This window comes from Paenarthrobacter sp. NCHU4564 (genome assembly GCF_052156435.1).
Taxonomy (GTDB): Bacteria; Actinomycetota; Actinomycetes; order Actinomycetales; family Micrococcaceae; genus Arthrobacter.
Map to the genome: position 1 here is coordinate 71,728 of NZ_JBQLIS010000012.1, position 26,732 is coordinate 98,459.

At 65.3% G+C, this 26,732-nt stretch carries 27 protein-coding genes; 8 read left to right on the top strand and 19 right to left on the bottom strand.

The window, feature by feature from the left end; genetic code table 11:
* Positions 1-137 precede the first annotated feature (137 nt).
* Both moaA and ACSVIE_RS13470 read left to right on the top strand, forming a co-directional pair.
* The gene (gene moaA, locus ACSVIE_RS13465) at positions 138-1,277 is read left to right on the top strand and encodes a GTP 3',8-cyclase MoaA (protein WP_426006820.1); all 1,140 of its coding nucleotides are present in this window, start codon (positions 138-140) and stop codon (positions 1,275-1,277) included.
* 4 nt (positions 1,278-1,281) lie between these two features.
* The gene (locus ACSVIE_RS13470) at positions 1,282-1,548 is read left to right on the top strand and encodes a MoaD/ThiS family protein (RefSeq protein WP_442424166.1); all 267 of its coding nucleotides are present in this window, start codon (positions 1,282-1,284) and stop codon (positions 1,546-1,548) included.
* Positions 1,549-1,551: 3 nt separating this feature from the next.
* On the opposite strand, the gene ACSVIE_RS13475 is transcribed toward ACSVIE_RS13470, so the two are convergent.
* From ACSVIE_RS13475 to truB, 8 genes are all read right to left on the bottom strand, one after another.
* A complete protein-coding gene (locus tag ACSVIE_RS13475) occupies positions 1,552-2,013 on the bottom strand; it encodes a DUF1579 domain-containing protein (RefSeq protein WP_442424167.1) in 462 nt (153 codons plus the stop codon).
* Positions 2,014-2,112: 99 nt separating this feature from the next.
* Positions 2,113-3,456: a M16 family metallopeptidase gene (locus tag ACSVIE_RS13480; protein WP_426006816.1), complete on the bottom strand. Its 1,344-nt coding sequence runs from the start codon at positions 3,454-3,456 to the stop codon at positions 2,113-2,115.
* A gap of 76 nt (positions 3,457-3,532) precedes the next feature.
* Positions 3,533-5,782 (bottom strand): polyribonucleotide nucleotidyltransferase, encoded by a 2,250-nt coding sequence (locus ACSVIE_RS13485; RefSeq protein WP_426006815.1) that lies wholly within the window; start codon positions 5,780-5,782, stop codon positions 3,533-3,535.
* A 236-nt stretch (positions 5,783-6,018) separates the two neighbouring features.
* Positions 6,019-6,288, bottom strand: coding sequence for a 30S ribosomal protein S15 (rpsO, locus tag ACSVIE_RS13490; RefSeq protein ID WP_021472634.1), 270 nt, complete (start codon positions 6,286-6,288; stop codon positions 6,019-6,021).
* A 212-nt stretch (positions 6,289-6,500) separates the two neighbouring features.
* Entirely contained in the window at positions 6,501-7,487 is a 987-nt protein-coding gene (locus ACSVIE_RS13495; RefSeq protein WP_442424168.1) for a bifunctional riboflavin kinase/FAD synthetase, read from the bottom strand.
* Positions 7,488-7,575: 88 nt separating this feature from the next.
* Complete coding sequence (locus ACSVIE_RS13500; RefSeq protein ID WP_426006812.1) at positions 7,576-8,016, bottom strand: hypothetical protein; 441 nt, start codon at positions 8,014-8,016, stop codon at positions 7,576-7,578.
* A 19-nt stretch (positions 8,017-8,035) separates the two neighbouring features.
* Complete coding sequence (locus tag ACSVIE_RS13505) at positions 8,036-8,389, bottom strand: hypothetical protein (protein WP_442424169.1); 354 nt, start codon at positions 8,387-8,389, stop codon at positions 8,036-8,038.
* A gap of 2 nt (positions 8,390-8,391) precedes the next feature.
* A complete protein-coding gene (gene truB, locus ACSVIE_RS13510) occupies positions 8,392-9,309 on the bottom strand; it encodes a tRNA pseudouridine(55) synthase TruB (protein WP_442424170.1) in 918 nt (305 codons plus the stop codon).
* Between the two features lie 34 nt (positions 9,310-9,343).
* Here truB and ACSVIE_RS13515 point away from each other — a divergent pair, with 34 nt between their 5' ends.
* The gene (locus ACSVIE_RS13515; RefSeq protein ID WP_442424171.1) at positions 9,344-10,498 is read left to right on the top strand and encodes a pyridoxal phosphate-dependent aminotransferase; all 1,155 of its coding nucleotides are present in this window, start codon (positions 9,344-9,346) and stop codon (positions 10,496-10,498) included.
* Positions 10,499-10,538: 40 nt separating this feature from the next.
* Here ACSVIE_RS13515 and ACSVIE_RS13520 read toward each other — a convergent pair whose 3' ends face one another.
* The 6 genes from ACSVIE_RS13520 to rimP all read right to left on the bottom strand — a co-directional run bounded on the left by ACSVIE_RS13520 (position 10,539) and on the right by rimP (position 16,832).
* A complete protein-coding gene (locus ACSVIE_RS13520; protein ID WP_442424172.1) occupies positions 10,539-11,021 on the bottom strand; it encodes a nucleoside deaminase in 483 nt (160 codons plus the stop codon).
* An 84-nt stretch (positions 11,022-11,105) separates the two neighbouring features.
* The gene (gene rbfA / locus ACSVIE_RS13525) at positions 11,106-11,612 is read right to left on the bottom strand and encodes a 30S ribosome-binding factor RbfA (RefSeq protein WP_426006807.1); all 507 of its coding nucleotides are present in this window, start codon (positions 11,610-11,612) and stop codon (positions 11,106-11,108) included.
* A 77-nt stretch (positions 11,613-11,689) separates the two neighbouring features.
* Positions 11,690-14,551, bottom strand: a complete 2,862-nt coding sequence (gene infB, locus ACSVIE_RS13530; RefSeq protein ID WP_442424173.1) for a translation initiation factor IF-2 — start codon at positions 14,549-14,551, stop codon at positions 11,690-11,692.
* A 152-nt stretch (positions 14,552-14,703) separates the two neighbouring features.
* Complete coding sequence (locus ACSVIE_RS13535; RefSeq protein WP_426006805.1) at positions 14,704-15,045, bottom strand: YlxR family protein; 342 nt, start codon at positions 15,043-15,045, stop codon at positions 14,704-14,706.
* 189 nt (positions 15,046-15,234) lie between these two features.
* Positions 15,235-16,221, bottom strand: a complete 987-nt coding sequence (gene nusA / locus ACSVIE_RS13540; RefSeq protein ID WP_426006804.1) for a transcription termination factor NusA — start codon at positions 16,219-16,221, stop codon at positions 15,235-15,237.
* Entirely contained in the window at positions 16,221-16,832 is a 612-nt protein-coding gene (gene rimP / locus ACSVIE_RS13545; RefSeq protein ID WP_426006803.1) for a ribosome maturation factor RimP, read from the bottom strand. Before rimP ends, nusA begins: the two co-directional genes overlap by 1 nt.
* A gap of 105 nt (positions 16,833-16,937) precedes the next feature.
* Here rimP and ACSVIE_RS13550 point away from each other — a divergent pair, with 105 nt between their 5' ends.
* Positions 16,938-17,987, top strand: coding sequence for a DUF4439 domain-containing protein (locus ACSVIE_RS13550; RefSeq protein WP_442424174.1), 1,050 nt, complete (start codon positions 16,938-16,940; stop codon positions 17,985-17,987).
* A gap of 93 nt (positions 17,988-18,080) precedes the next feature.
* A complete protein-coding gene (locus tag ACSVIE_RS13555; protein WP_442424175.1) occupies positions 18,081-19,103 on the top strand; it encodes an aminoglycoside phosphotransferase family protein in 1,023 nt (340 codons plus the stop codon).
* Between the two features lie 30 nt (positions 19,104-19,133).
* On the opposite strand, the gene ACSVIE_RS13560 is transcribed toward ACSVIE_RS13555, so the two are convergent.
* Both ACSVIE_RS13560 and ACSVIE_RS13565 read right to left on the bottom strand, forming a co-directional pair.
* The gene (locus tag ACSVIE_RS13560; protein ID WP_426006800.1) at positions 19,134-19,928 is read right to left on the bottom strand and encodes a sulfite exporter TauE/SafE family protein; all 795 of its coding nucleotides are present in this window, start codon (positions 19,926-19,928) and stop codon (positions 19,134-19,136) included.
* Positions 19,925-21,736 (bottom strand): proline--tRNA ligase, encoded by a 1,812-nt coding sequence (locus ACSVIE_RS13565; protein ID WP_426006799.1) that lies wholly within the window; start codon positions 21,734-21,736, stop codon positions 19,925-19,927. The genes ACSVIE_RS13560 and ACSVIE_RS13565 overlap by 4 nt, the downstream gene beginning before the upstream one ends.
* Positions 21,737-22,226: 490 nt before the next feature.
* Between ACSVIE_RS13565 and ACSVIE_RS13570 the strand changes: the two genes are divergently transcribed.
* The 3 genes from ACSVIE_RS13570 to ACSVIE_RS13580 are packed head-to-tail and all read left to right on the top strand — an operon-like array spanning position 22,227 to position 24,333.
* Positions 22,227-22,970, top strand: coding sequence for an ABC transporter ATP-binding protein (locus ACSVIE_RS13570; protein WP_426006798.1), 744 nt, complete (start codon positions 22,227-22,229; stop codon positions 22,968-22,970).
* Positions 22,971-22,978: 8 nt separating this feature from the next.
* Entirely contained in the window at positions 22,979-23,722 is a 744-nt protein-coding gene (locus ACSVIE_RS13575) for an ABC transporter permease (protein WP_442424176.1), read from the top strand.
* Positions 23,719-24,333 (top strand): TetR/AcrR family transcriptional regulator, encoded by a 615-nt coding sequence (locus tag ACSVIE_RS13580; RefSeq protein WP_442424177.1) that lies wholly within the window; start codon positions 23,719-23,721, stop codon positions 24,331-24,333. Before ACSVIE_RS13575 ends, ACSVIE_RS13580 begins: the two co-directional genes overlap by 4 nt.
* A gap of 23 nt (positions 24,334-24,356) precedes the next feature.
* Here ACSVIE_RS13580 and ACSVIE_RS13585 read toward each other — a convergent pair whose 3' ends face one another.
* From ACSVIE_RS13585 to ACSVIE_RS13595, 3 genes are read right to left on the bottom strand one after another with little or no spacing between them, the layout of a single operon-like run.
* Positions 24,357-25,235: a DUF4081 domain-containing protein gene (locus ACSVIE_RS13585; protein WP_426007511.1), complete on the bottom strand. Its 879-nt coding sequence runs from the start codon at positions 25,233-25,235 to the stop codon at positions 24,357-24,359.
* A complete protein-coding gene (gene ispG, locus ACSVIE_RS13590) occupies positions 25,198-26,364 on the bottom strand; it encodes a flavodoxin-dependent (E)-4-hydroxy-3-methylbut-2-enyl-diphosphate synthase (protein WP_387433889.1) in 1,167 nt (388 codons plus the stop codon). Before ispG ends, ACSVIE_RS13585 begins: the two co-directional genes overlap by 38 nt.
* Positions 26,365-26,413: 49 nt before the next feature.
* Complete coding sequence (locus ACSVIE_RS13595) at positions 26,414-26,707, bottom strand: YciI family protein (protein ID WP_426006795.1); 294 nt, start codon at positions 26,705-26,707, stop codon at positions 26,414-26,416.
* Between the last annotated feature and the right edge of the window lie 25 nt (positions 26,708-26,732).

Genomic DNA, 26,732 nt, shown 5'->3' on the forward strand with positions numbered 1-26,732 from the left:
TTGCCGGACGGTGCGGGCACCTGCATCGGCAGCCCAGGAGGCAAGCGTATGGATTCCGTAAGAAGTGGCACGTCCGCTGAGTGGACCGCAGTGTTGCCGATATCACTACCACGGCGTACGTGCCGTAGCCTTAATCCATGAACGTTCAGCTTGGAATGCCCACGATCCCCGCTGTGGGCGATGCGGGCAGCGGGCCGGTTCCGCCGCCTCGTCCGGCTGGTACGCCGGCAGGACTTTGGGACCGGCACGGCCGCCGCGCCACGGACATGCGCCTGTCACTCACGGACAAATGCAACCTGCGCTGCACGTACTGCATGCCCGCCGAGGGGCTGGAGTGGCTCTCGAAGCAGGCCGTGATGACCAAGGACGAGATCATCCGGATCGTGCGCATCGGCGTCAACTCCCTGGGGGTACGCGAACTCCGCCTTACCGGAGGCGAACCCCTGGTCCGCGCCGACCTGGTGGATATCATCGCCGGCATCCGCCGGGAGCATCCTGACCTTCCCATGTCCATGACCACCAACGGTGTGGGACTGGACAAGAAGGCGGCCGCCCTCAAGGCCGCCGGACTCAACAGGATCAACGTCTCCTTGGATTCACTGCACGAGGAAACCTTCACCCAGCTCACCCGGAGGCCATTCCTGGACCGGGTCCTCGCCGGAGTGGACGCTGCCTGGGCCGCCGGGCTCGGTCCCGTCAAACTGAATGCCGTCCTGATGCGCGGCATCAACGACGCCGAGGCACCGTCCCTGCTGGCATGGGCCTTGGATCGTGGTTACGAGCTACGCTTCATCGAGCAAATGCCCCTGGACGCCGATCACGGCTGGACCCGGCGGAACATGATTACCGCTGCCGAAATCCGGGACCTGCTGTCGGCGGACTTCGACCTCGCACCGGATCCCCGCGAACGCGATGGCGCGCCGGCTGAACGCTTCGAAGTACGACGCCGCAGCGACCGCCCGGAAGGCAGCGCACGCCCGGCGCCCGGCACGGTCCTGGGCACGGTGGGCATTATCGCTTCGGTCACCGAGCCGTTCTGCTCCGACTGCCGCCGAACCCGCATCACCGCGGAGGGCAAAATCATGAGCTGCCTTTTCTCCAGGGAAGAATTCGACCTCCTGGGACTCCTGCGCAGCGGCGCTTCGGACCAGCAGCTCGCCGGGCGCTGGCAGGATGCGATGTGGGTCAAGCCGAAGGCCCACGGGATGGACCACACCGGTCTTGGCGCTGCCGACTTCGTGCAGCCGGACCGCAGCATGAGCGCAATCGGAGGCTGACCCAATGCTTGTCCGTTACTTCGCTGCCGCGCGCGCAGCGGCCGGAGTCGAAGAGGAAACCTACCATCTCCCGGCAGGCAGCAGCCTGGAGGCTTTGCTGGAAGCGGCCCTCGCCGTCGAGCGTCCCACTCCGCCGGAAGGCACTCCTGAGCTGTCGAGGATCGTGGCCCGCAGCAGCTTCCTTCGCAATGAGGTGGCTGTCCGCGACCGCTCAGTGCCGCTGGATGCCGGGGATGTCATCGATGTCCTGCCACCCTTTGCCGGCGGCTGATCTTCAAGCCTTCCTGAACACACTCTTCAGCAGAGGAGCAAAACCTGCCCGGCCTTGCAGGCGCAGCTCAACGGTGTGCACCAGGACATCGTCCTCCACCCTGAAGGAGTGCCGGGCCACCCCGTCTGCCGTACGGCGGTCAAAGGTCAGTGTTCCGGAGGTCCACAGCCCCCGGACCGGCGCGGTTGGCGGGTGGCCCAGGCTGTCAACGTAATACCAGAGGGCACCTCCGTGTAAAGCATCCACGGTGAACATCCCGTGCCCCTCCAGGTGCGTGCCGTCGGGTTCACGGTGCCTGTAGCTCTGGACCACGGCATGACCGCCGGCGGCCGGCGTGAAGGCGACTTCGGCGTCAGTCGTATGGGCGGGCCCCCAGGGGGACTGTGCGATCTCTGTGACGCCCCGCCAGCGCCCCAGGAAGGGTTGGAGCAAACCGGCCGCGCGGCCGGTATGTGGCTGGTCCATGGCGACTCCAAGGCAACTGGGCAAACACATCAGGGCAGCATGATCGTGTGATCATGCTGCCCTGATGATGTCCGGGAGTCCAGAGTCCCGGACGGAGTTTCAGAGTCCGAACGTCTCGTTTTCCTCGAACGGGCCCACCACTGTGATGGTGCGCGGAGCCGAAGCCAGCTCGCGGGCAAGCTCCTGCACATCCTCTACCGTGACGGCCTTGATGCGGGCCAGGGTCTCGTCAATGTCCTGGAACTCTCCGGAGACAAGTTCCGCCCGGCCCAGGCGCGACATACGGGAGCCGGTGTCCTCCAAGGACAGGACGATGCCACCGCTGAGCTGCCCCACGGCTTTGCGCAGTTCCTCCCCCGTGATGCCGTCGCGGGCCAGCTTGTCCAACTCGACGCCCAGGAGGTCAAGCACCTGGCGCACCTTGGACGGCGTGCACCCCGCGTACATGCCAAAGTATCCGGCGTCCGCATAGGCTGCCGTGAAGGAGTAGGTGGAGTACACCAGCCCACGCTTTTCCCGGATTTCCTGGAACAGCCTGGACGACATGCCGCCGCCCAGCACGGCATTGAGCACGCTCATGACGAAGCGGCGCTCATCCGTTGCCACGATCGTGGGACAACCCATGATGATGTTCGCCTGCTCCACCGGCCGCTTGACCACGTGGAGGCCCGCGGTGCCTGTGATCACGGCGCGGTCCGTGGCCCGGCGCTGTACCGGAGCAGCATCAGGATCGAGATTCCATCCCGCTGCTTCCAGTGATTCCTGCACCAGTCGGCAGACGACATCGTGGTCCAGGCCGCCGGCCGCAGTAATGACAAGCTCCTCGGGCCGGTAGTAGCGCTGGTAATGTGCCCACACGGAATCCCGGGGCACGGCCTTGATGGCGGCGGGTGTCCCGCCGATCGGACGCGCCAGGGGGTGGCGGCCAAGGACGGCTTCCACGAACTTCTCATGCGCCACATCCGTGGGGTCGTCGCTGTCCATGGCGATTTCCTCGAGGATGACGTCGCGTTCCTGTTCCAGTTCGGCCGGGTCCAACACGGCTCCGGTGATCATGTCCGCTATGACATCGATCGCCATCGGCAGGTCGGTGTCGAGGACACGCGCGAAATAGCAGGTGCTCTCCTTGGCGGTCGCGGCGTTGGACTCCCCGCCGACTTCATCGAACGCCGAAGCTATCTCCAAGGCGGTCCGCCGCTTGGTTCCCTTAAAGAGCAGATGTTCTAGGAAGTGCGTGGAACCGTGCTGTCCTTCGGCTTCGTCGCGGGACCCTACTGCCACCCAGAATCCGATGGTGGCAGAACGCTGGCCCGGCATGGCCTCGGTCAGGACACGCACACCTCCCGGCAACACGGAACGGCGCACAATGGAACCGCCGTCGGCGCCATGGATCAGGTCACCGCCGGGAAGGGTCTGCTCCAAGGGCAAGGGTACGACAGTCATCTAGTCCTTTCGGGTTAAGGGCGGCGGGGCCGGTGGACTTTCACATCCACCAGCCCCGCCGGGTACTTCTGACAGACTACTCTGCCGAAGCCTCTGCGGCTTCTGCCGGAGCTTCCTCGGAAGCGCCCTCTTCCTCGGCCACAACCGGAGAGAGGGACAGCTTGCCGCGGTCGTCAATCTTGGTGATCTCGACCTGGACCTTCTGGCCCACGGAGACGACGTCATCGACATTGTCCACGCGCTTGCCGTTGGCCAGCTTGCGGAGTTCGGAGATGTGCAGCAGGCCGTCCTTGCCCGGGGTGAGGGACACGAAAGCGCCGAACGTGGTGGTCTTGACGACCGTACCCAGGTAGCGCTCACCGACTTCCGGTACCTGCGGGTTCGCGATGGCGTTGATGGCGGACCGTGCGGCGTCGGCCGACGGGCCGTCGGTGGCACCGATGTAGACCGTGCCGTCGTCCTCGATCGAGATGTCCGCGCCCGTGTCTTCCTGGATCTGGTTGATCATCTTGCCCTTGGGGCCAATGACCTCGCCGATCTTGTCCACGGGGATCTTCACGGCGATGACGCGCGGAGCGAACTCGGAGAGCTCGTCCGGGGTGTCGATCGCTGCGTTGATGACCTCGAGGATGTGGAGGCGGGCCTCGCGGGCCTGCTTCAGGGCAGCGGCCAGGACCGAAGCCGGAATGCCGTCAAGCTTGGTGTCCAGCTGGATGGCAGTGACGAACTCGGAGGTACCGGCAACCTTGAAGTCCATGTCGCCGAAGGCGTCTTCGGCACCAAGGATGTCAGTCAGGGCCGCGTAGCGGGTCTGGCCGTCGACCTGGTCGGATACCAGGCCCATGGCGATACCGGCAACGGCAGCCTTCAGCGGAACACCGGCGTTGAGCATGGACAGCGTGGAAGCACAGACCGAGCCCATGGAGGTGGAGCCGTTGGAGCCGAGGGCTTCGGATACCTGGCGGATGGCGTACGGGAATTCCTCGCGGCTCGGCAGGACCGGAACCAGGGCACGCTCAGCGAGGGCACCGTGGCCGATTTCGCGGCGCTTCGGGGAACCGACACGGCCGGTCTCACCGGTGGAGTACGGCGGGAAGTTGTAGTTGTGCATGTAACGCTTGCGCGTGACCGGCGACAGGGAATCGATCTGCTGCTCCATCTTGAGCATGTTCAGCGTGGTGACGCCCATGATCTGGGTTTCACCGCGCTCGAAGATGGCAGAACCGTGAACGCGCGGAAGAACCTCGACCTCGGCGGTCAGCTGGCGGATGTCCGTCAGGCCACGGCCGTCGATGCGGATCTGGTCCTTGAGGATGCGCTGGCGGACAACATGCTTGGTGACGGAGCGGAACGCTGCGGAGAGTTCCTTCTCGCGGCCTTCGAAATCTCCGGCGAGGGCGCCAAGGACCTCGTCCTTGAGTGCGTCGGAAGCGTTGTCGCGCTCCTGCTTGTCGGCGATCTGGAAGACAGCAGCAAGCTTGTCTGCAGCAGCAGCCTCGACAGCGGCGTAAGCGTCGTCCTGGTAGTCAAGGAAGACCGGGAACTCGACGGTGGGCTTTGCAGCGCGGGAGGCCAGGTCCGACTGTGCCTCGCACAGGGCGCGGATGAACGGCTTGGCGGCCTCGAGCCCCTCGGACACAACCTCTTCGGTGGGAGCGGTGGCGCCCTGTTCCTTGATGAGGTTCCAGGAGTTGTCCGTGGCTTCGGCTTCGACCATCATGATCGCGACGTCGTCGCCTGCGACACGGCCGGCAACCACCATGTTGAACACGGCGTTCTCCAGCTGGGAATGCTTGGGGAACGCAACCCACTGGGAGCCCTGCTCGTCGGCGATGAGGGCGACGCGGACGCCACCGATCGGGCCGGAGAACGGGAGGCCGGAGAGCTGGGTGGACATGGACGAGGCGTTGATCGCAACGACGTCGTACAGTTCGTCCGGGTTGATGGCCAGGACCGTGACGACGATCTGGACTTCGTTGCGCAGGCCCTTGACGAAGGCCGGACGCAGCGGGCGGTCCATGAGGCGGCAGGCCAGGATGGCTTCCGTGGAAGGACGGCCTTCACGGCGGAAGAACGAGCCCGGGATACGGCCGGCAGCGTACATGCGCTCCTCGACGTCCACGGTCAGGGGGAAGAAATCGAAGCCTTCGCGCGGCTGCTTGCCGGCAGTGGTGGCGGAAAGAAGAGCGGTGTCGTCGTCGATGTAGACCATCGAGGCACCGGCGGCCTGCTTGGCAAGGCGGCCGGTTTCAAAGCGGATCACGCGCTTGCCAAAGCGGCCGTTGTCGATGATGGCTTCGGAGAACTGGATTTCGGGACCCTCCATGAGAGTCACCTCCGTTTCTGTTGAGCGGAAGTCCGCCGCATCAACCCAGGCCCCTTCTTCATTACTGGCCTGTACGACACCCGGTCATCGATCGAGATCCACGGGCGCGCCGTCCGTTGACGGCCTTCCCGGGAACCACTACCGAGGACCGCGAATGCGCGATGCGGTTGATTCCTGTTTTTAGTTGTTGTGAAGAAAGCGGCCCGCTCCGTGAAGGACCGGGCCGCCCAGGCAGACTAGCGGCGCAGGCCGAGACGCTCGATGAGCGAACGGTAGCGGGCGATGTCAGTGTCCTTCAGGTAGGAAAGCATGCGCTTGCGGCGACCAACCAGGGCGAGCAGGCCGCGCTGGGTGTGGAAGTCGTGCTTGTGCTGCTTCATGTGCTCAGTCAGATCCTTGATCCGCTGGGTCAGGACGGCAACCTGGACCTCGGGCGAACCGGTGTCGCCTTCGGACGTTGCGTATTCCTTGATGATGGACTGCTTTACAGCGGCGTCAAGTGCCACGTGAACTCCTAGAGTTGTGCCGTGCTTCCCGGATCAGCGCTTCACTGCCGGGTTGCTTCCGGTGCGTCACCGCACACAAAAACAGGTCCAGCTGCCACGGACTGCGGCCGGAACCACTGATCAGTTTACCGGGAGGCCGGCATTGTTGTCGAAAAGGCACCTGCTGCGGTCCTGCCGCGGGTGAGGGGACAAGCACGACGGCGGCCTGCCGCCTACCGTCCGGACAGCAATTCGTGCGCCTGGGCTACGTCCAGGCACATCTGCTCCACCAGGGCTTCCGGGCCCCGATAGGCCACCATTCCCCGCAGTCGTTGGGTGAATTCCACGGCCACAGTCTGGCCGTACAGGTTGAAGTCGTCCACGACCTCCCCTTCCGGGCGGTCGATCACATGCGCCTCCACTTGCCGGCTCACGCCATCGAAGGTGGGATTGGATCCGACGGAGATGGCAGCAGGCCAACGCGTTCCGGCCTGGTCGACAAGCCAGCCCGCATAGATTCCATCAGCCGGCACATATCCTGTGGAGTCGTGCGACAAGTTGGCCGTGGGAAACCCGAGGTCGCGTCCCCGGGCTGCGCCATGGACCACTTCACCGCGCATCCGGTGCGGACGGCCGAGGATCGCGGCAGCGGTCACGACGTCGCCCTCGGACAACGCTTCCCTGACCCAGGTGGACGAACAGCGGCGGTCTTCATCGCCGTCGTGGTGGACGGGGAAGCCGCCCGCGCCGTATTCGTTGACGACCTGGACACCGAAGCCCAATTGGTCACCGAGCTCCTGCATCGTGGCAACGTCACCCGAGTTGCCCGCACCGAACCGGAGATCGTGGCCAACCACCACGTGGCCTGCCTGCAGGGCATCAAGCAGGATCTGCTGGACGAATTCCAACGGGGTCATGGCGGCCAGGTCCAGGGTGTACTTCATGACAAGGACTGCATCCACGCCGGCGTGTCCCAAGGCGTCGATCTTGTCCTGCAGGCCCATGATCAACTCCGGTGCCGATTCGGGCCGGTGGACCTGGGCAGGGTGTGGTTCAAAGGTCACAGCGACGGACGGAATACCTTGGCGCCTGGCCGTATCCGTCAGGAGGGCAAGCACATGCTGGTGGCCACGATGGACGCCGTCGAAGTTTCCGATGGTGACCGCTGTGGGACCAAAGTCCCGCGGGACCTCGGTGGGATCGTTCCAGATGTGGACCATCAACCTCGCCTTTTTACTGCAGATAAGTGTTCTGCCCGGCAGCCTCCGGGCCCCGGAACATTCTAAGGTTACCCGCTCCGCAGGACGCTCAGGACGGCCTGCGGCGGTTCAGCCACAGAAGCCCCAGGACGGGAAGCACCAGCGGAACAAACCCGTAACCGCGTCCGAAAAGGGACCACACCGTGTCATGCGGGAAGGCAACCGGGTCGAAAAGGCTGACGGCACCCACCACCAGCACGCCAACCAGTTCCACCAGGACAGCCGCCAGGGAGATCCTGAACCACGTGCGTCCCGGCTTGGCCAGGGAAACGGTAGCCACAATGTAGACCACGGCGGCGAATGCCGACAGGACATGGGCCAGCGGGGCCTCGTTGAATTTGGTGGCGATCTGGTACCCGGCCCTGGCCGTAGCCGACAAGGCAAACACCGCATAAACGGCAATCAGCAGCCGTCCCGGCCCGGTGTTGCGGGTGTCCTTGGCAGCCACCTGCTTCCCGCTGCCGGTGCGGTCGGTCTCGGTTCCAGTCACGTCGTTTTCTTCCTTCACGTCAGTACCAGATCTGGTTCATGCGGGCGGCCATGACAAGGGCGGTGACGCCCACCGCTGCCAGGACGAAGTTGCTCCACCGTGTTTTCTCCAGGATGGACCAGTACACGGCGCCCAGGGGAATCATGAGTGCCGTCACCAGGTAGCCCCAGAATTCCCACGGCTCGCCGGCCATCTCTTCGCCCAGGGCGACGCGGACGATCGAGCCCACCAGGTACACCAGCAGTGCGGCTTCCACCGCAAGGACGGACAGGATGGTGATGTCGTTCGGCGCCTTCTTCAGCACACCTGCCACGATGCACACGATCGAGGAGACCAATCCAATGATGAGGATTGAGTAGAAGTATCCGTCCATGCCTAGTTTTCCTGCCCTGCTGCCGGGGCGAAGACCAAAACCGGTTTGGCGAAGCTTCCGGCGTCGGCCAGCAGCGCAACCAGCTCGCCCGACGGCGCAAAGGCTGCGGCCGGATTCTCCGCGGTGGCTGCTCCGGGAGTACCGGACGCAGGCCCGGCAGCGATCCGTCGGCCGAAGGAAATTTCCGTGGCCTCATGGTCGGTCAACTCGCGGTTGGGCATCAGGGAACGCGCTGCGGCAGACATCTCCAGGACCTGGAGCTCGCGGGCGAGTTCATCCAGGGTCCTGGCCTGGTCGATCGAGTACGGGCCTACCTGGGTGCGCCGCAGGGCGGTCAAGTGGCCGCCCACGCCCAAGGCAGCCCCCAGGTCCCTGGCGAGGGCCCTGATATACGTGCCCGAGGAGCATTCAACGGTGACGTCCACGTCCACTGTCCTGCCGCCGTCGTTCCTGGCGACACCATGCATATCGAAACGGTGGATGGTTACGGGACGGGCCGCGAGCTTGACCTCTTCTCCCGAGCGGACGCGCGCATAGGACCGTTCGCCGTTGACTTTGATGGCGCTGACGCTGCTGGGAACCTGCTGGATGGGGCCTTTCAGGGCCTCGATCCCGAGTGCGATATCGGCGTTGCTGACGCCCGCGGCGCTGCGCGCTTCCGTCACGTCGCCCTCGGCGTCGTCCGTAATGGTGCTTTCGCCAAGCCGAATGGTGGCCGTGTAGGTCTTGGAGGTGCCGACGATGTAGGTCAGCAACCTGGTGGCCTTATTGATGCCCAGCACCAGAACACCGGTTGCCATGGGGTCGAGCGTCCCCGCATGGCCGACTTTCCGGGTGCCGGCCAGCCGCCGCATCCGGCCAACCACATCGTGGCTGGTCCATCCCTGCGGTTTGTCAACGATCACCAGTCCAGAAAGCACGCTTATCAGTATATCGGTGGCTAGGATGGCTCCCATGCCCCACCTTGCCGAGCACGTCCGCGACGTCCCCGTGAACCAGATCCGCGAGATCACCGAGGCCGCCTGGAATACCCCGGACGCGATCGTCCTGAGCATCGGCGAACCGGGGTTCCCGCTCCCCCGGCACGTCCTGGACGCAGGGATGGCCTGCCTTGACCGGGACGAAACCAACTACACTCCCAACGCCGGCCTCCCGGCCCTGCGCGAGGCTTTTGCGGCCAGGTTCCGCGAGCAACAGCACCTGGACATCGGACCTGAGCGCGTCTACGTGGTGGACGGAGCGCAGCAGGGCCTCCACTTCGCCATGAGCCTGCTCCTCTCCCCCGGCGATGAAATCCTGATACCCGATCCCGGCTACCCCACGTTCGCGATGACGGGCAGGCTGCTGCACGCTGTACCGGTCCGCTATCCCCTCTACCCCCACCATGGCTTCCAGCCGCACATCGAGGACATCGAGGCCCTCATCACGCCTGCAACCAAGGTGCTGGTGGTGAACTCGCCGTCCAACCCACTCGGGGCCGTCATCCAGGAGGACACCGTGCGGCAGTTGGTGGAACTCGCGGTGCGGCATGATCTCTGGATCATCTCCGACGAATGCTATGAGGCTTTCACCTTCGATGTGCCCCATGTCAGCCCCGCCCGCTTCGACAGCGACGTGCCGGGCAAGGCCCGCGTCTTCACATCCCTGACGCTGTCCAAGACCTACGGGCTGACCGGGCTGAGGATCGGAGCCCTGGTTTGCCCGCCGGGACTGGAAACGACCATGAACAATGTCATGGAGGCGATCGTTTCCTGCGTCGCATCACCCTCGCAGTACGCCGCCCTGGCGGCACTGACAGGCCCCCAGGATTACGTGGCCACGGCGCGCGGCCACTACCGAGGCAATCGTGATGCGGCCTCCCGCGTTTTGGAAGCGAAAGGGATTCCGTTCCTTGGCGCACAGGGTGCGTTCTACCTTTGGGCGGATCTGTCCCACGTCAGCCAGGGCAACATCCGGGCCTGGGTCCGGTCCTTCCTGGCGGATTCAGGCGTCGCTTTCGCTCCCGGCACGGCGTTCGGCCCGATCGGCGAGGGCTGGATACGGATTGCCCTCTGCGGGGAGCAAAAAGACCTGCTCGACGGCGTCAGCCGGCTGCCTGCCCGGGTTTAGGCCCCGTTGGGCGCACGGGAGCGGCAGTCGTCGTCGTGCGTCAGTAGCGGGTGCGGGCGGCGTTGTTCCGCCACGTCTCAAACGGCGTGTCGGCCATGGGCAGCGGCGCATGGTCCACCGGAAGCAGCCCGGGCCGTTGCCCGGCGAAGTACTCGTAGAAGACAGCATCGTCAAAACCTGCACGGGCGGCACCGTGCCTGTCCGCCGCGTACCAGACCCTTCCGATGCGTGCCCACAGGGTGGCCGCAAGGCACAAGGGGCATGGCTCGCAACTGGCGTACAGCACCGAACCACTGAGGTCGAAGCTGCGCGTGCCGGCTGCGGCACGCCGGATGGCGACCACCTCGGCGTGGGCGGTGGGATCGTTGTCCCGGGTGACCCGGTTGACTCCTTCATGGACCGTGCCATCCGGGGTGACCACTACCGCACCAAACGGGCCGCCGCCGTCGGAAACGTTGTCCACGGCCAGCCTGATGGCGTGCTTGAGGTACTCGTCGCGTTGCTGCTCGTTGTGCTCGGACATGCCACGATCCTAACGGGTCCGTAAACGGCAAAGATGCCCCCGGGACGGCATCCCGGGGGCATCTTTTGAACCAACGCCGAACGGCTAGGAACGGTGGGCGTCCTCGTCGAGGTCGTCATCGTCAGAGAGGTCGATGTCCTCTTCGTCGAAGTCGTCCTCGTCGATGTCCTGGGACGAATCACTCTTGTACGGGTCGGCCTCGCCCGCGTGCTTGGCGCCGGCTGCCAAGGCGGCGACCTCGGCATCGCGGCGCTTTGCCTCGCGCAACAGTTCTTCGAGGTTCGAGGCGTTGACCGGAATCTGGTCTGCCACGAACTCAAGGGTGGGCGTCAGGCGGACGGTGATGTTCCGGCCCACCTCCTGGCGCAGGACACCCTTGGCCTTCTCCAAGGCCTTGGCGGCGTCAGCGTGGGCGGTGTCGTCGCCGAATACGGTGTAGTAGACGGTGGCGTGCTGAAGGTCGTTGGTGACGCGGGCGTCAGTGATGGTGATGGACTCGACGCGCGGGTCCTTGACCCTCCGCCCGAGGGCTTCGGCCACCACTACCTTGATCCGCTGTGCCAGCTTGGCAGCGCGTGCCGGATCAGCCATGGTTTCCTCCTGGAATGGGATTGGGGGTGCGGAACGGGTCCGCCGGAATTTCCCGACGGACCCGTTCCAAACGGAGCCTAGACGCGCGGCTTCTCGCGCATCTCGAAGGTTTCGATGATGTCACCTTCGGCGATGTCGTTGTACGAACCAAGACCGATACCACATTCGAAGTCGGTGCGGACTTCGGTGGCGTCGTCCTTGAACCGCTTGAGGGTCTCGACGGTGAGGTTCTCACCGATGACCTTGCCGTCGCGGCTGACACGGGCCTTGGTGTTACGGCGGATGATGCCGGTACGGACGATCGAGCCGGCGATGTTGCCGAACTTGGACGAACGGAAGACTTCGCGGACCTCGGCGGTACCAAGCTGGACTTCCTCGTACTCCGGCTTGAGCATGCCCTTGAGGGCCATCTCAATGTCATCGATTGCTGCGTAGATGACGGAGTAGAAGCGCATGTCCACGCCTTCGCGGTCGGCCAGTTCGGCCACGCGCTCGGCAGGCTTGACGTTGAAGCCGATGATGATGGCGTTGTCCACCGTTGCCAGGTTGACGTCGTTCTGCGTGATGGCACCCACACCGCGGTGGATGACACGGAGCTGAACGTCGTCGTCTCCGACGTCGATCTTGAGCAAGGCGTCCTCGAGGGCTTCGACGGCACCGGACACGTCACCCTTGAGGATGAGGTTGAGGGTGTCGATCTTGCCTTCGGCAACGGCCTGGTCGAAGTCTTCCAGGCTGATCCGCTTGCGGCGCTTGGCCAGGGCGGCGTTGCGGTCTGCTGCTTCACGCTTCTCAGCGATCTGGCGGGCTGTACGCTCGTCCGGCGTCACCAGGAAGGTGTCACCTGCACGGGGCACGTTGGACAGGCCGAGGACCTGGACCGGACGGGACGGCAGGGCGACATCCAGTGCCTCGCCGTTCTCGTCGAACATGGCACGGACACGGCCGTGGGCCGTACCGGCAACGATCGTGTCGCCGACAGCGAGAGTACCGGACTGCACCAGGACCGTTGCGACCGCACCGCGGCCCTTGTCCAGGTTCGCTTCGATGGCGATGCCTCGAGCGTCCTTGTCCGGGTTGGCGCGCAGGTCCAGTGCCGCGTCCGCGGTCAGGAGGACTGCCTCGATGAGCTCGTCGATGTTCAGGTTCTGGCGGGCAGAAACCTCGACGAACATGGTGTCGCCACCGTATTCCTCGGGAACCAGGCCGTACTCGGTCAGCTGGCCCTTGACCTTGTCAGGGTTGGCGCCTTCCTTATCGATCTTGTTCACGGCGACCACGATCGGCACATCGGCCGCCTGGGCGTGGTTGAGCGCTTCAACGGTTTGCGGCATGACGCCGTCGTCGGCTGCAACCACCAGGATCGCGATGTCCGTGACCTTCGCACCACGGGCACGCATGGCGGTGAACGCCTCGTGGCCCGGGGTGTCGATGAAGGTGATGTCGCGGGGCGAACCCTCGTGGATGTGGCTGATCTGGTAAGCACCGATGTGCTGCGTGATGCCGCCGTGCTCGCCTGCCACAACGTTGGAGTTGCGGATGGCGTCAAGCAGGCGGGTCTTACCGTGGTCGACGTGGCCCATGACCGTGACAACCGGTGCACGCGGCTCCAGGACGTCGTCGCCTTCGGCATCCAGTTCGCCCTGGAGGTCGATGTCGAACGAATCGAGAAGTTCGCGCTCTTCGTCTTCGGGGGAAACGACCTGCAGCTTGTAGCCCAATTCGGCGCCAAGCAGGGCAAAGGTGTCCTCATCGAGGGACTGCGTTGCCGTTGCCATCTCACCGAGGTGGAACAGGACGGTAACGAGCGAGGCGGGGTTCGCATCGATCTTCTCGGCGAAGTCCGTGATGGAGGAGCCACGACGGAGACGGATGATGGTCTCGCCGTCGCCGCGGGGCACGGTTACGCCGCCCAGCGACGGAGCACTCATCTGCTCCAGTTCCTGGCGCTTTGCGCGCTTGGACTTGCGCTGCTTGCCACGGCCGGCGCCGCCCTTGCCGAACGCACCCTGGGTGCCACCGCGACCGCGGCCACCCTTGCCGAAGCCACCGCCGGCGGGAGCTCCGCCACCAGTGCCACCACCGGGTGCGCCACCGGGACGACCGGGACCTCCCGGACGACCCGGACCACCGGGACGGCCTGCGCCGGCAGGTGCCGGGCGCTCAGTACGGTTGGGCATCATGCCCGGAGTAGGACGGGGACCACCGGGGCGCGGTGCACCCGGACGCGGGGCACCGGGGCGCGGTGCACCCGGACGGGGACCACCGGAACCTGCTGCGGGACGGGGACCGCCCGAACCGGCTGCAGGACGCGGGCCACCGGCACCGGCTGCAGGACGCGGACCACCCGGACGCTCACCTTCGTTGCGGCCACCCGGACGGGGCATGCCCTGCGACGTGGCGAACGGGTTGTTGCCCGGACGCGGCGGACGTTCGTTGTCTCCGCCACGACCCCGGGGCATGCCCTGGGAGGTAGCAAAGGGGTTGTTGCCCGGACGCGGACCGCCCGGACGGGGAGCCTGTCCACCGGGACGGGCCGAAGAAGGAGCATCGGCCTTGGGACCGGGGCGGGCGCCGGGCTTGGCCGGCGCCGGAGTTGACGCCGCCGGTGCAGCGGGGGCCGGAGCCGACGGAGCTGCCTGTGCTGCGGGAGCAGCAGGAGCCGGCGCTGCCGGTGCCTTGGGGGCAGCCGGACCGGGTGCAGGTGCTGCCGGGCGTGATGCTGAGGGGGCGGACGGAGCCTTGGGGGCTGCCGTAGGAGCAGCAGACTTGGCAGCGCCTGCCGACGGGTAGGCGTCGCGAAGCTTCTTCACGACGGGGGCCTCAATGGTGGAAGAGGCGGAGCGAACGAATTCGCCCAATTCCTGCAGTTTGGTGACTGCATCTTTGGAAGTAATACCGAGCTCTTTGGCGAGCTCATGTACGCGGACCTTGGCCACTTTTCTCCTGTCTCGGTCCGCACCGAGCCAGGCACGAACCGTCTACTTCTTACTGCGGACCCCTGCCGTACGCACGGCGGAAAGGCCCTTTGCAGAGCGCAACAAAGTTGTCATCGTTACGCACTCATCGCTGGGAACTCATCGGGTTTCCATCAGATTTCTGACCCGCTTTCAGGTTTGGACGGTTTTCCTGCGGAAGCCGGAACCTCCGCAAGTGGCACACCCGGCATCAGGTAGCGTTCCACGGCGCCCGTTTCGGATGCGCCCGCGAGGGCCCTTCCGAAAGCTCGCCGCTTGACCGCCAATGCCAAGCACTTTTCGCTGGGGTGCAGCCACGCACCCCTGCCGGCCATCCGGCGTCGAACATCGACGAGGACTGCGGAAGATCCGCCGCCCTGGGCGACCAGCCGGACAAGCTCGGACCGGAATCCTTGCTTCCGGCATCCGATGCAGGTGCGGACAGGCCCTTGGCCACGTTCAAGCTGTTCAGCCACGACGTGTCCTACCTGCCTCACACTGTTGGCACCCGAGAGCCCCGGCCCTGCAGAAGCAGTAGGGGCACGCCCGGGCGCGCGGATACCGGACGAAAGCCCGGTTCCATCCATTCTAGCCCCCCGCTCCCGGAGTCCCGAAACCGCCGCCGTGCGAGCGCGGCGCGCAGCACCGCACCAGGACGCCGGCTGCTACTCCTGGCTGCCCTTTCCTGCTGCGGCGTCGGAGACGATATCGATGCGCCAACCGGTCAGCTTCGCCGCCAGCCGGGCATTCTGCCCTTCCTTGCCAATGGCCAAGGACAGTTGGTAGTCGGGAACCACGACACGCGCGGACCTGGTGGCCTCGTCGGTGATGGTGACCGAATTCACCCTCGAGGGCGACAGCGAGTTGGCGATGAACGTCGCCGGGTCCTCGCTGAAGTCGACGATGTCGATCTTTTCGTCGTTGAGCTCGTTCATGACAGCACGCACGCGCGAGCCCATTTCACCGATGCAGGCGCCTTTGGCGTTGACGCCGGGAGCGTTGGCCTTGACGGCGATCTTGGTGCGGTGGCCTGCTTCACGGGCCAGCGCAACGATCTCCACGGAACGGTCCGCGATTTCCGGAACTTCCATTTCGAACAGCTTGCGGACCAGGCCGGGGTGCGAACGGGACAACGTGATGGAAGGTCCCTTGGCGCCACGGTGGACATCCACCACGAAGGCGCGGAGCCTGCTGCCGTGAAGGTACTTCTCGCCGGGGACCTGCTCGGGCGGCGGGAGAAGCGCCTCAACGGCGCCCAGGTTGACCTGGATCATGTGCGGGTTGTTGCCCTGCTGGATCATGCCGGCCACGAGTTCGCCTTCGCGTCCCTTGAATTCTCCCAGGACGTTGTCGTCCTCCACGTCCCGCAGGCGTTGCAGGATGATCTGACGCGCGGTGCTGGCGGCGATCCGGCCGAAACCGGCCGGAGTGTCCTCGAACTCGCCCACGGCCTCGCCGTCGTCGTCAAGCTCAGTGGCCCAGATGGTCACGTGTCCGCTCTTGCGGTCGAGTTCGGCACGGGCCTTCTCGAAGGCGCCGGGCGTCTTGTGGTACGCCACCAGGAGGGCTTGCTCGATGGTGGGGATCAAGAGGTCCAGCGGGATTTCACGCTCGCGCTCCAGGAGCCTCAGTGCGCTCATGTCAATATCCATTAGGCCTCCTCGGAAGGTCCATTGTTGTCGTCTGCCAGCACTGCCTCATCGAGGTGGCTGAATTCAATCTCGACTTTTCCGTGGCGGATCCTGTCGAAAGGAATGGTCATGGGGTCGCCCTGTTTGGGCTTCATGCCCTTCTTGACCTCGTGTTCGGGAATGATCGTCACGGCGTCGTCCTGCACCGAGGCGATCCGCCCCATGACGTTCTCGCCCTGGATAACGTTCACCTTGACCATCCGACCGCGGGCGCGGTGCCAGTGGCGTGGCTCCGTCAGGGGCCGGCCCACGCCGGGAGATGACACCTCGAGGTCGTAGGGACGGCCGTCGTCGTGGGGATCGTTGTCCAGAATATCGGAAAGGGATCGAGAGACGTCGGCGATGGCGTCCAGGCTTACCCCGCCGGTTTCCTCCTGGGGCAGGTCCACGACGACGTGGACGGTGCGGTGGGAGCCGGCGACGTGGATGGAAACATCCTCGAGGTAGAGCCTGTTGGCGAGGACGGCCGGTTCGAGCAGCGCCTTGAGCCTGCTCTCTTCCGGGTTGTGGATGGTGGCCGTTGAGTTGGATCCAGTACGGTCTGTTGAAGTCGTGGCTTCCGAGTCACTCACGCTGCCCGCCGCCTCCCGATAGATGTTGTTGTGACTACTAGCCTAGCGATTTTCGGGACCACATGGTGCACGCAGTTCCAGCCGCGCATGACACCATGGTGTGTTGTGAACGGGCAGACAAAGGAAAAACGGCAGGCACCGGAGTGGGGACGGCTCCTGCTTGTTGGCCTGGTGGCCCTGCTCGTTGCCGGCACCGGAATAGTGCTTATTCCGCGCGATTCCGGCGTTCCCGACGACGTTTCCTTCACGGAGGCCGCGCGCCGGGGCGCCCTGGACAGCACACTGGAACTGCGCAGCTCGTCCCTTGCCCTGCAGGACGCAGGCTCCCTCCCCGCCCCGGCGGCCGGCAGCCAAGGGATTGTGACATTACTGACAACCCATGCCCGTGCCCTGCAGTCGCCGGCTACTTCCCCGCCCAGTGGCACCGTGTCCACCGGTGCGGCTGCTCCTTCCAGGGCCGCTTTCGTCGCCGGACTGTCGGCAAGCGGGCACCAACGGCTGCGGGACGCCCGCGAAGCTGACGGCGGTATCGCACGGCTGCTGGCCGCCGTGGGAACGTCGCAACTGCTGGCCGCAGAGGAACTGGCGACAGCCTGGCAAGTTCCCGCGCCTGGTCCGGTACCCAACCAGGGCGAAAGCACGACGGCGGCCGGCCCGGTTTCGTGCCCTTCGGTCAGTCCCACGAGCGAACCCGGTTCGGCCACTACCGATGCAGCCTTGGCAGCTGCAGTACGGTCCGGGCAGGAGGCCGTGTACGTGTACCAGGTTGCGCTTAAGCGGATCGAGGCCGGTTCCGCGGACTCCGCGGCCGCGGCCCTGGCGGCCCATGAACAGCTCCTGCACCAGGCAGAAACACTGACCCGCGCCAATTGCGGGGACGTCCCGGCACCGGAAGCCGGCTACCGCCTCCCCGCGCAATTTGCGCAGTCCCCGGCTGCAGCCCTTGGCGCCCTCGAAGCCGCCAGCCTGCCCCGGTTCGGCGACCTGGTCGCCCTGTCCACCGGCGGAACCCGCGATTGGGCCATCAGCGGCCTGCTGGCAACCGGCCGCCGAAGCGCCCTCTGGGGCGCTCCGTTACCTCCCCTCCCCGGTTTGACGCTCGACGCCGGTAACTTGCCTCCGCTGCCGACGCCAAGCGACAGCAACGCCGGCTGATTCCTGCCGGCCAACCCGCGGTCTCCTGCTGGACCAGCGGGTTCACTGCCGTTAATACGTCGCCGCCGGGGCACGCAGGGATACGCTGATCGCGTGAGCCTTCCTGCCATGATTCCGATTCCGGGCGACCTGCACGCCCGGTACAACCGCCACTCCGCGGGCCGGGACTGGCTGGCCAGCCTGCCCGGGCTTCTTCGGGACGCCCTGGACCTTTGGAATCTCTCCGTGGACCTTGCCCCGGGTGCGGAGCCGTGGAACGGCCATGGCGCTTTGGTGGTTCCCGTCGTACAGGAGGGACGGAGGGCTGCCCTCAAGATCGCCTATCCCCATGATGAGGCGGTGGTCGAGCGGCATGCCCTGACCCTCTGGGACGGGAACGGCGCCGTACGGCTCCTGGCCGCCCACGGTCCCAGCTGCTCCATGCTGCTGGAACGCCTTGATGCCACACGGTGGCTCCAGGACATTCCCTTGGACGAAGCCGCGGAGATCTGGGGCGGCATCATGCGCCGTCTCTCCATCCGTCCGGACGAGCGGCCGGAATGGCGTGAGTTGGAGCACGTGGCGGCCACCGCCGAACGCTGGAGCGACGAACTTCCGGCAGAGTGGGAACGCCTGGACCGGCCATTCCCGAGGTGGCTGTTGGAAGCGGCATTGGAGGTGTGCCAGACCCGCGGAGCAGTCGGCCGCCGATCCGGAACCGACGTCCTGGTGCACACTGACCTTCACTTCATGAACATCCTGGCCATCGATGGCCCGGAGGCCGGCCAGCGGGGCGGGTACCTCGCCATCGATCCGCAACCACAGATCGGTGAAGCGGAATTCGCGGTCGCTCCCGTCCTGTGGAACCGGATCAGGGATCTGCCCGCGGGCGATCCGGCCGCCGGGCTCCAGGAACGGTGCGTGGCCTTCAGCCGGGCTGCAGGCCTGGACGCCGAAGCCGCCCGCGAATGGAGCCTGTTGCGGGAGACAGCCAACGCACTCTGGTATGCGGCGAAGCCTGCACATTCCGGCCACCTTGCCCGCTCGCTGTGGGTGGCCAGCACCCTGGCCGGGAAGACCCTCGACGGGCTGCCGGCGGTCCGCGACCTTCCTGACCCTGGTGACGGCGTCAGTTGATCCAACGCGCGGCCTGCGCCGCGGAGCAGGTCACTGGAACGAGTCGTTCCAGACATCGACGCCGAGCTTGATGATCAGCGCAGCCACCACGATCAGGAACACGATCCGCACAAACCCGCTTCCCCGGGCAACCGCCGTCCGCGCACCAAGGTAACCACCGGCCATGTTGGCCAGCCCCAGGACCAGGCCAACACCCCAGAGCAGGCTCCCGTGTGGCAGGAAGAACAGCAGGGCACCTGCGTTGGTGGCCATGTTGACGATCTTGGCTTTGGCGCTGGCCTCCAGGAAGGCGTAGCCCATGGCAGAGACCAGGGCGATGACCAGGAACGACCCCGTGCCAGGGCCGATCAACCCGTCATAGAAGCCGATGACCGCTCCGATGAGGCAGGCCACAACGTAATGCTTGTGGCCATCATGCCGGAGTGCGGTCAGCTCTCCCGCACTGGGGCGGAGCGCAGTAAAAACTGCGACCGCGACGAGGGCGACCACGATGATCGGCTTGAAAACGCTCGCGGGCAACGACGCTGCCAGGATGGCTCCGCCGAAGCTGCCGGCCAAGGCTATCACCGCCATGGGGACAGCAGTTTTCAAGTCGGGCCCCACCCGGCGGTAATAGGTGGCGGCACTCGTGGCCGTGCCGAAGATGGAGCCCATCTTGTTGGTGGCCAAAGCCTGGACGGGCGTGATCCCCGGCACCAGCAACAGGGCGGGGAGCTGGATCAGTCCCCCGCCTCCCACCACGGCATCCACCCATCCGGCAGCAAATCCAGCCACCACGATCAGGATGATGGTGGTGAGCTGGATCGACTCGAAGCCGGAGATCAACGGCTACGGACAGCGTTGACCACGTAGTCGACTGCCTTGTCCACTGCAACGTTCTCGGCGTCGCCGCTGCGGCGGTCCTTGATCTCCACGACGCCGTCAACCAGGCCTCGGCCCACGGCGAGGATAGTGGGTACGCCCACCAGCTCGGCGTCGCCGAACTTTACGCCAGGGGAAACCTTGGGCCGGTCGTCGTAGATGACATCCAGGCCGGCTGCTTCGAGTTCGGCGGAGAGCTTCCCGGCAGCTTCGAAGATTTCGTCACCGCGGCCGACCGCCACTACATGGACGTCAGCCGGCGCGACAGAGCGCGGCCAGACCAGGCCACGGTCATCGTGGTTGGCTTCAGCCAAGGCAGCAACAGCACGCGTCACGCCCACACCGTAGGACCCCATGGTAACCACTACCTGCTTGCCGTTCTGGTCCAGGACCTTGAGGTCGAGGGCTTCGGCATACTTGCGGCCCAACTGGAAGATGTGGCCCATTTCGATGCCCCGGGCGGTTTCCAGCGGACCCGACCCGTCCGGAGAGGGATCCCCGGCACGGACCTCGGTGCACTCAATGACACCGTCCCACGTGAAGTCGCGGCCTGCCACGAGTCCAAAGACGTGCTTGCCCTCGATGTTGGCGCCGGTGACCCAGGCGGTGCCGGACACCACGCGCGGATCCACCAGGAACAGCAGTTTGGAAGAACCTTCAAGGCCCAGGACGGCCTGGTCCAGGGACAGGCCGGGACCGATGTATCCCTTGACGAGCCAGGGCAGCTTCCTGAGGTCTTCCTCGTTGGCGGCTTCCAGGCCGACTTCGCCGCCGATCGGCAGGAAGGCCCCGATGTTCGCCTCGACGCGCTTGAGGTCGACCGCCCGGTCACCGGGAACGCCGATCACCACGATCTGGCGCTCACCCGTGGGCAGCGTCACGGCGAGGACGACGTTCTTGAGGGTGTCCGCGGCCGTCCAGGCGCCGCCGTCGGCTTCGCTGCGTGGCGCCAGCTGGTTGGCAGCGTCCACCAGCGTCTCGATGGTGGGCGTGTTCGGTGTATCCAGGACCTCGGCCGCCGGCGCGGTGGTGAAGTCGATGTCCTCGGGAACCACCGTGGTCACTGCCTCGACGTTGGCTGCGTAACCGCCGGCAGAGCGCACAAACGTGTCCTCCCCGATTTCCGTGGGGAACAGGAATTCCTCGCTCTTGGAACCCCCCATGGCACCGGCGGTTGCCGTGACGGGCACTACTTCCAGGCCGAGCCGTTCGAAGATCTTGAGGTAAGCGGCGCGGTGGGCGGCGTAGCTTGCGTCCAGGCCGGCGTCGTCGACGTCGAACGAGTAGGAATCCTTCATGATGAATTCACGGCCGCGGAGCAGGCCTGCGCGGGGACGGGCTTCATCGCGGTACTTGTTCTGGATCTGGTACAGGCTCAGAGGAAGGTCCTTGTAGGACGAGTAGAGGTCCTTGACCAACAGGGTGAACATTTCCTCGTGGGTCGGAGCAAGCAGGTAGTCGGCGCCCTTGCGGTCCTGCAGGCGGAAGAGGCCTTCGCCGTATTCGGTCCAGCGGTTGGTTGCCTCGTACGGTTCGCGCGGAAGGAGTGCCGGGAAGTGGACTTCCTGGGCCCCGATGGCCGACATTTCCTGGCGGATGATCTCTTCGACCTTGCGGAGCACGCTCAGGCCCAGCGGCAGCCACGTATAGATGCCCGGCGCCGCACGGCGAATGTAACCGGCCCGGACCAGCAGCTTGTGGCTGGCAACCTCGGCGTCGACGGGATCTTCACGCAGGGTGCGCAGGAACAACTGGGAAAGGCGAAGGACCACGGGGTTTTATCCGTTTCTCTGGCAGATGTGGCAAAAACAACTGTCTACTAATCTACCGGTTGGCAGCACACCCGTTGGAACGCCGACGACCCGTGGACACCCCGGCACAGAAGAGCCACGCCGCCGCGTCCGGAAGCCCCTGGCCGATATCGGCTGGTCATCCTGCGATGGCGTGGCTCAGCGGCCGGCCGGCCGCAGACTCTGTCCTGGGACTAGATCGCCGTTCCCTCCAACGGAACGGGATCGCCTGCAACTGGGAGGCAATGGTCACTGCCGAGTTTCCGGGCGGTGCGGCTGCTCAACGCATCCGGCAAGGTCAACGTCATGATTCCCCCTGTCACCACCCGGCACCCCAACGGCACGGTTAGGGAAGAATCTATGTGATGGCCGACACGTTTTCAAGAATGTGGGCCCCGCTGCCTGCTTGACCTGGCAGGAACGCAGGAATACCGTGAATTCATCATCTGGTGAATTATCGGCGGAGGGCATCATGACCCAGGCGATAGAGGCTGCGGGGCTCCACATCTCCCGCGGACGGACCAAAATCCTGCGCGGCCTTGACTTCACGGTGGAGACCGGCCGCGTGACAGGCCTGCTGGGACCTTCCGGCAGCGGAAAGACCACGCTCATGCGCGGGATCGTAGGGGTCCAGCGCATCACCAAAGGCGCATTGACGGTCTTTGGCCGTCCGGCAGGCAGCGCACCGCTCAGGCACGACGTCGGCTACGTCACCCAGGGTGCCAGCGTCTACGGCGACCTCAGCGTCGAGGCCAACGTCCGCTACTTCGGCGCCATGCATGGCAGGTCGGCGACGGACGCGGCCTCGGCGATTGCCGCCGTCGGGCTTAAGGACCATGCCCGTCAAAAGGCAGGTGACCTCTCCGGCGGACAGTTCAGCCGCGTTTCCCTCGCCTGTGCGCTGGTAGCGCAGCCCAGGTTGCTGGTGCTGGATGAGCCGACGGTGGGTCTCGACCCTGTCCTTCGCGCCGAACTGTGGGAGCGCTTCACTGCCATGGCGGCGGCAGGAACCACGTTGCTGGTCTCCAGCCACGTCATGGAAGAAGCCGCCCATTGCTCCTCCTTGCTGCTCCTGCGCGACGGACTGCTCCTTGCCCAGCTGACGCCGAAGGAACTGGCCGAACGCGGACGAAGCAGCGACCTCGAACGGGCATTCCTCACCATCATCAGGGACGCGGGGCGCGAGGACTCTCCGGCACACCGGGTGGCATCATGAACCCGCGCATGACCCTGGCAACTGCCCGCCGCGTCCTGGGACAGCTCCGGCATGACCGCCGCAGCATTGGGCTGATCCTCGTAGTCCCGGCACTGCTGCTGGCCGCCGTCTACTTTCTCTTCGAGAACGAGTCCCTCCCGCCGGGCATCCCCAGGACGTTCGACCGTGTGGGCCTGATGATGCTGGCCATTTTCCCGTTCGTGGTGATGTTCCTGGTCACCTCCATCGCCATGCTGAGGGAGCGCACCTCCGGCACACTGGAACGCCTCCTGACCACGCCCATCCACAAAGCCGACCTCCTCTTCGGCTACGCCATCGCATTCTCCATCATGGCCGCGCTGCAGTCGCTCGTGGCCACTGCGGTGGCGTACTGGATCTTCGAACTGGATATCCAAGGGAGCCCCGGCTACGTGGTGATGATCGCCGTCATCAATGCCGTGCTGGGCGTGGCCTTGGGCCTGCTCTGTTCGGCCTTCGCCCGTACGGAATTCCAGGCCGTCCAGTTCATGCCCGTCGTGGTGGTTCCGCAGATCCTCCTGTGCGGGCTGTTTGTGGCCAGGGACCGGATGAACGATGTCCTTGAGGCAATCTCCGGGGTGCTACCGCTGACGTTCTCCGTGGATGCCCTGCGGGAAATAGCCGGAAACACCGAGCCAACGGACACCATGTGGCAGGACACGATGGTGATGGGCGGGATCGTGGTGGTTGTCCTGGTCCTTAGCTCCTTGACGCTCCGCAGGCGGACTTCATGAGCCTGCAGCCACTGCGGAGAGGACGCAGGAACCGGAGCGGGCACTCCCGTGACGCCATCCTGGCCGCAGCACGGAAACTCTTCGCCGAGCAGGGGTTCGAGGGCACCAGCCTGAGGCAGGTCGCACGGGAAGCCGGAGTGGACCCCGCCATGGTGCACCACTTTTTCCAAGGCAAGGACGACGTCTTCGCCGCCAGTGTGGAGCTTCCTGTAGACCCTGCGGAGGTACTGGCCGGGATCGAAAACCTCGACCCTGAAGAACGGGGCGAAGCCCTGGTCCGTGCCGTCCTGCGACTCTGGGAAGGTCCTTCGCAGCACGCACTGGTGGCCTTCGCCCGGGGCACCATTGGTTCGAAAGCCAAAACGGCCCTGCTCCGGGAAATGGTGGCCCGGGCCATCCTGACCCGGATCGCGGCCGGCCTGGAAGGTTCCGCCCAAGAGGTCCGGATGCGCGGCAACCTGGTGGGCTCGCAAATGGTGGGACTGATGCTGGCGCGCTACGTGATCCGGCTCGAACCCCTGGCCTCGGCCTCCCGGGACGACGTGGCGAGGTATCTCGCCCCCACCATCCAGCGGTACCTCACGGGAGATATGGGCATCCCCGACCAGTAGGGGACAGCCGGCGCCCGAACACGTCAGAACAAAACAGTCGCGAAGGTGCCCACCTGCTTGAAGCCCACGCGTTCGTAGGTCGCCCTGGCTTTGGCGTTGTAGTCGTTGACGTACAGGCTGGTGACGGGCGCGTAGGTGCGGGACAGGTTCACGACGGCGGCCATGTAGCCGGCGCTCTGGTGGTGTCCCCGCATGTCGGGATTCATCCACACACCCTGCACCTGGGTGACCTGGGGGGTGACTGCGCCAAGCTCGGCTTTGAAGACCACGGTCCCGTCGGCATCGATATGGACCAGGGAATGTCCCTGCCGGATCAACCCCGCCACGCGGCGGCTGTAGAAGTCCTGCCCGCCCAAAAAGGGCGAGTAGCCCACTTCTTCCTCGAACATGGCCGCGCAGGCAGGCAGGATCCGCTCGAAGTCGGCCATGGTGCCAAAGGTCAGCCTCGGATCAGCAGCGATCTCCGGAGTGCCTTCAAGGGCAAGGAGTGGCTGGCTCGCGCGGACCTCGTGGGCAAAATGGCCCAACTGTTCAAAGCGCGCGTAGAGTGCCAGGACAGTCTCCGCCGGGCCGAAGATGGAAGCGTAGCGCTTGCCTGACTGGTGGGCCGCCTCGGCGAGGAACCCGGCCAGGGACGCGTCCAGTTGGACAGGCACCAGGTTGGCACCGGCCCAGCAGGCACCCAGCAGGGTCTGGTCATCGAACAATCCGTAGATACTTGCGCCACCGCTGGTGGGCGCAGCCGTCCCCACGCTGTCCAGATGCGCCAGGATGAAGACGTTTGCTACCGGATCCTCGTTCGCAAGCGCGCGAAGGGCCAGGGTGTCGGCACTGCCGAGCACCCTGACGCCCAGGCCAGTCCCGTTACGAGACGCTAACCACGGGGCTACCCTTGACAGCATCTTCGCCATCGGCCTCCCCCATCTCTTCGGCGATCCGCATCGCCTCTTCGATCAGTGTCTCAACAATTTGGCTTTCGGGCACGGTCTTGATGACCTCGCCCTTCACGAAGATCTGCCCCTTGCCGTTGCCGGAGGCGACGCCGAGGTCGGCCTCGCGGGCTTCGCCGGGTCCGTTGACCACGCAGCCCATGACGGCCACGCGAAGGGGAATTTCCATGCCTTCGAGTCCGGCGGTGACCTGCTCGGCCAGCGTGTAGACGTCTACCTGGGCGCGGCCGCACGAGGGGCAGGAAACAATTTCCAGCTTGCGCGGGCGCAGGTTCAGGGACTGCAGGATCTGGTTGCCCACCTTGATCTCCTCCACCGGCGGCGCCGACAGGGAAACACGGATGGTGTCGCCGATGCCCCGTGAGAGCAAGGCGCCGAATGCCGTTGCCGACTTGATGGTCCCCTGGAACGCCGGACCAGCCTCGGTGACGCCGAGGTGCAGCGGCCAGTCGCCCTTCTCGGCAAGCATCTCGTAAGCAGCGACCATCACCACGGGGTCGTTGTGCTTTACGGAGATCTTGAAGTCGTGGAAGCCATGTTCTTCGAACAGCGAGGCTTCCCAAACGGCGGACTCCACCAGGGCCTCGGGCGTGGCTTTGCCGTACTTCTTCAGGATGCCCGGCTCCAGCGAGCCGGCATTGACGCCGATGCGGATGGACGTGCCGTGGTCCTTGGCGGCAGCGGCGATTTCCTTGACCTGGTCATCGAACTTGCGGATGTTCCCGGGGTTGACGCGGACGGCAGCGCATCCGGCCTCGATGGCGGCAAAGACGTATTTAGGCTGGAAGTGGATGTCTGCGATCACCGGGATCTGGGACTTCCGGGCGATGATCGGCAGGGCCTCGGCGTCGTCCGCCGACGGACACGCAACACGGACAATGTCACAACCGGACGCCGTCAGCTCAGCGATCTGCTGCAGTGTGGCGTTGATGTCCGTGGTGGGCGTGGTGGTCATCGACTGCACGCTGATGGGGTAATCGGAACCAACTCCCACGGACCCAACCTTGATCTGCCGCGTTTTACGACGCGGGGCAAGAACAGGTGGCGGGGCTGCTGGCATTCCCAGGCTGACCGAGGTCACTGTGGACTCCTTGGGTTGGGGTGGTACGTGGTGGTGGGGGTTGCCCGGTTCAGGACGTGTGCGAAGCCAGGAGCCCAATGATGGGCGACCATTCGGTAGTCCGGATGCCGGCGATCGTTCCGGCGTCGGCGAACGGGTCCTGCTTCAGGAGGTCGTTGAGTTCGGCTTCGTCGGCGGACTTGAAGATCAGCAGCGCACCGGCGCCGTCTCCGTAGGGACCGCTGGCCAGCAGCTTGCCCTCCTCTGCGAGGTCGGCCAACCAGGCACGGTGGGCAGGGCGGGCTTCATCGCGGAGGGCGCCGGAATCGGCGGCGTATACGTACTCAACAGCGAAAACAGTCATGGTGATAGCCTATCCCGCCGGCCGG

Excerpts from the sequence above, each read along its gene's own strand:
- ACSVIE_RS13495 (WP_442424168.1), bottom strand. The coding sequence starts at position 7,487 with ATGGTCCACATCTGGAACGATCCCACCGAGGTCCCGCGGGACTTTGGT.
- ACSVIE_RS13575 (WP_442424176.1), top strand. The coding sequence starts at position 22,979 with ATGACCCTGGCAACTGCCCGCCGCGTCCTGGGACAGCTCCGGCATGAC.
- ACSVIE_RS13475 (WP_442424167.1), bottom strand. The coding sequence starts at position 2,013 with ATGGACCAGCCACATACCGGCCGCGCGGCCGGTTTGCTCCAACCCTTC.
- ACSVIE_RS13480 (WP_426006816.1), bottom strand. The coding sequence starts at position 3,456 with ATGACTGTCGTACCCTTGCCCTTGGAGCAGACCCTTCCCGGCGGTGAC.
- ACSVIE_RS13470 (WP_442424166.1), top strand. The coding sequence starts at position 1,282 with ATGCTTGTCCGTTACTTCGCTGCCGCGCGCGCAGCGGCCGGAGTCGAA.
- rbfA (WP_426006807.1), bottom strand. The coding sequence starts at position 11,612 with ATGGCTGATCCGGCACGCGCTGCCAAGCTGGCACAGCGGATCAAGGTA.
- nusA (WP_426006804.1), bottom strand. The coding sequence starts at position 16,221 with ATGGATATTGACATGAGCGCACTGAGGCTCCTGGAGCGCGAGCGTGAA.
- ACSVIE_RS13515 (WP_442424171.1), top strand. The coding sequence starts at position 9,344 with ATGCCCCACCTTGCCGAGCACGTCCGCGACGTCCCCGTGAACCAGATC.
- ACSVIE_RS13570 (WP_426006798.1), top strand. The coding sequence starts at position 22,227 with ATGACCCAGGCGATAGAGGCTGCGGGGCTCCACATCTCCCGCGGACGG.
- moaA (WP_426006820.1), top strand. The coding sequence starts at position 138 with ATGAACGTTCAGCTTGGAATGCCCACGATCCCCGCTGTGGGCGATGCG.
- ACSVIE_RS13520 (WP_442424172.1), bottom strand. The coding sequence starts at position 11,021 with ATGTCCGAGCACAACGAGCAGCAACGCGACGAGTACCTCAAGCACGCC.
- ACSVIE_RS13580 (WP_442424177.1), top strand. The coding sequence starts at position 23,719 with ATGAGCCTGCAGCCACTGCGGAGAGGACGCAGGAACCGGAGCGGGCAC.
- ACSVIE_RS13505 (WP_442424169.1), bottom strand. The coding sequence starts at position 8,389 with ATGGACGGATACTTCTACTCAATCCTCATCATTGGATTGGTCTCCTCG.
- ACSVIE_RS13585 (WP_426007511.1), bottom strand. The coding sequence starts at position 25,235 with ATGCTGTCAAGGGTAGCCCCGTGGTTAGCGTCTCGTAACGGGACTGGC.
- ACSVIE_RS13485 (WP_426006815.1), bottom strand. The coding sequence starts at position 5,782 with ATGGAGGGTCCCGAAATCCAGTTCTCCGAAGCCATCATCGACAACGGC.
- ACSVIE_RS13595 (WP_426006795.1), bottom strand. The coding sequence starts at position 26,707 with ATGACTGTTTTCGCTGTTGAGTACGTATACGCCGCCGATTCCGGCGCC.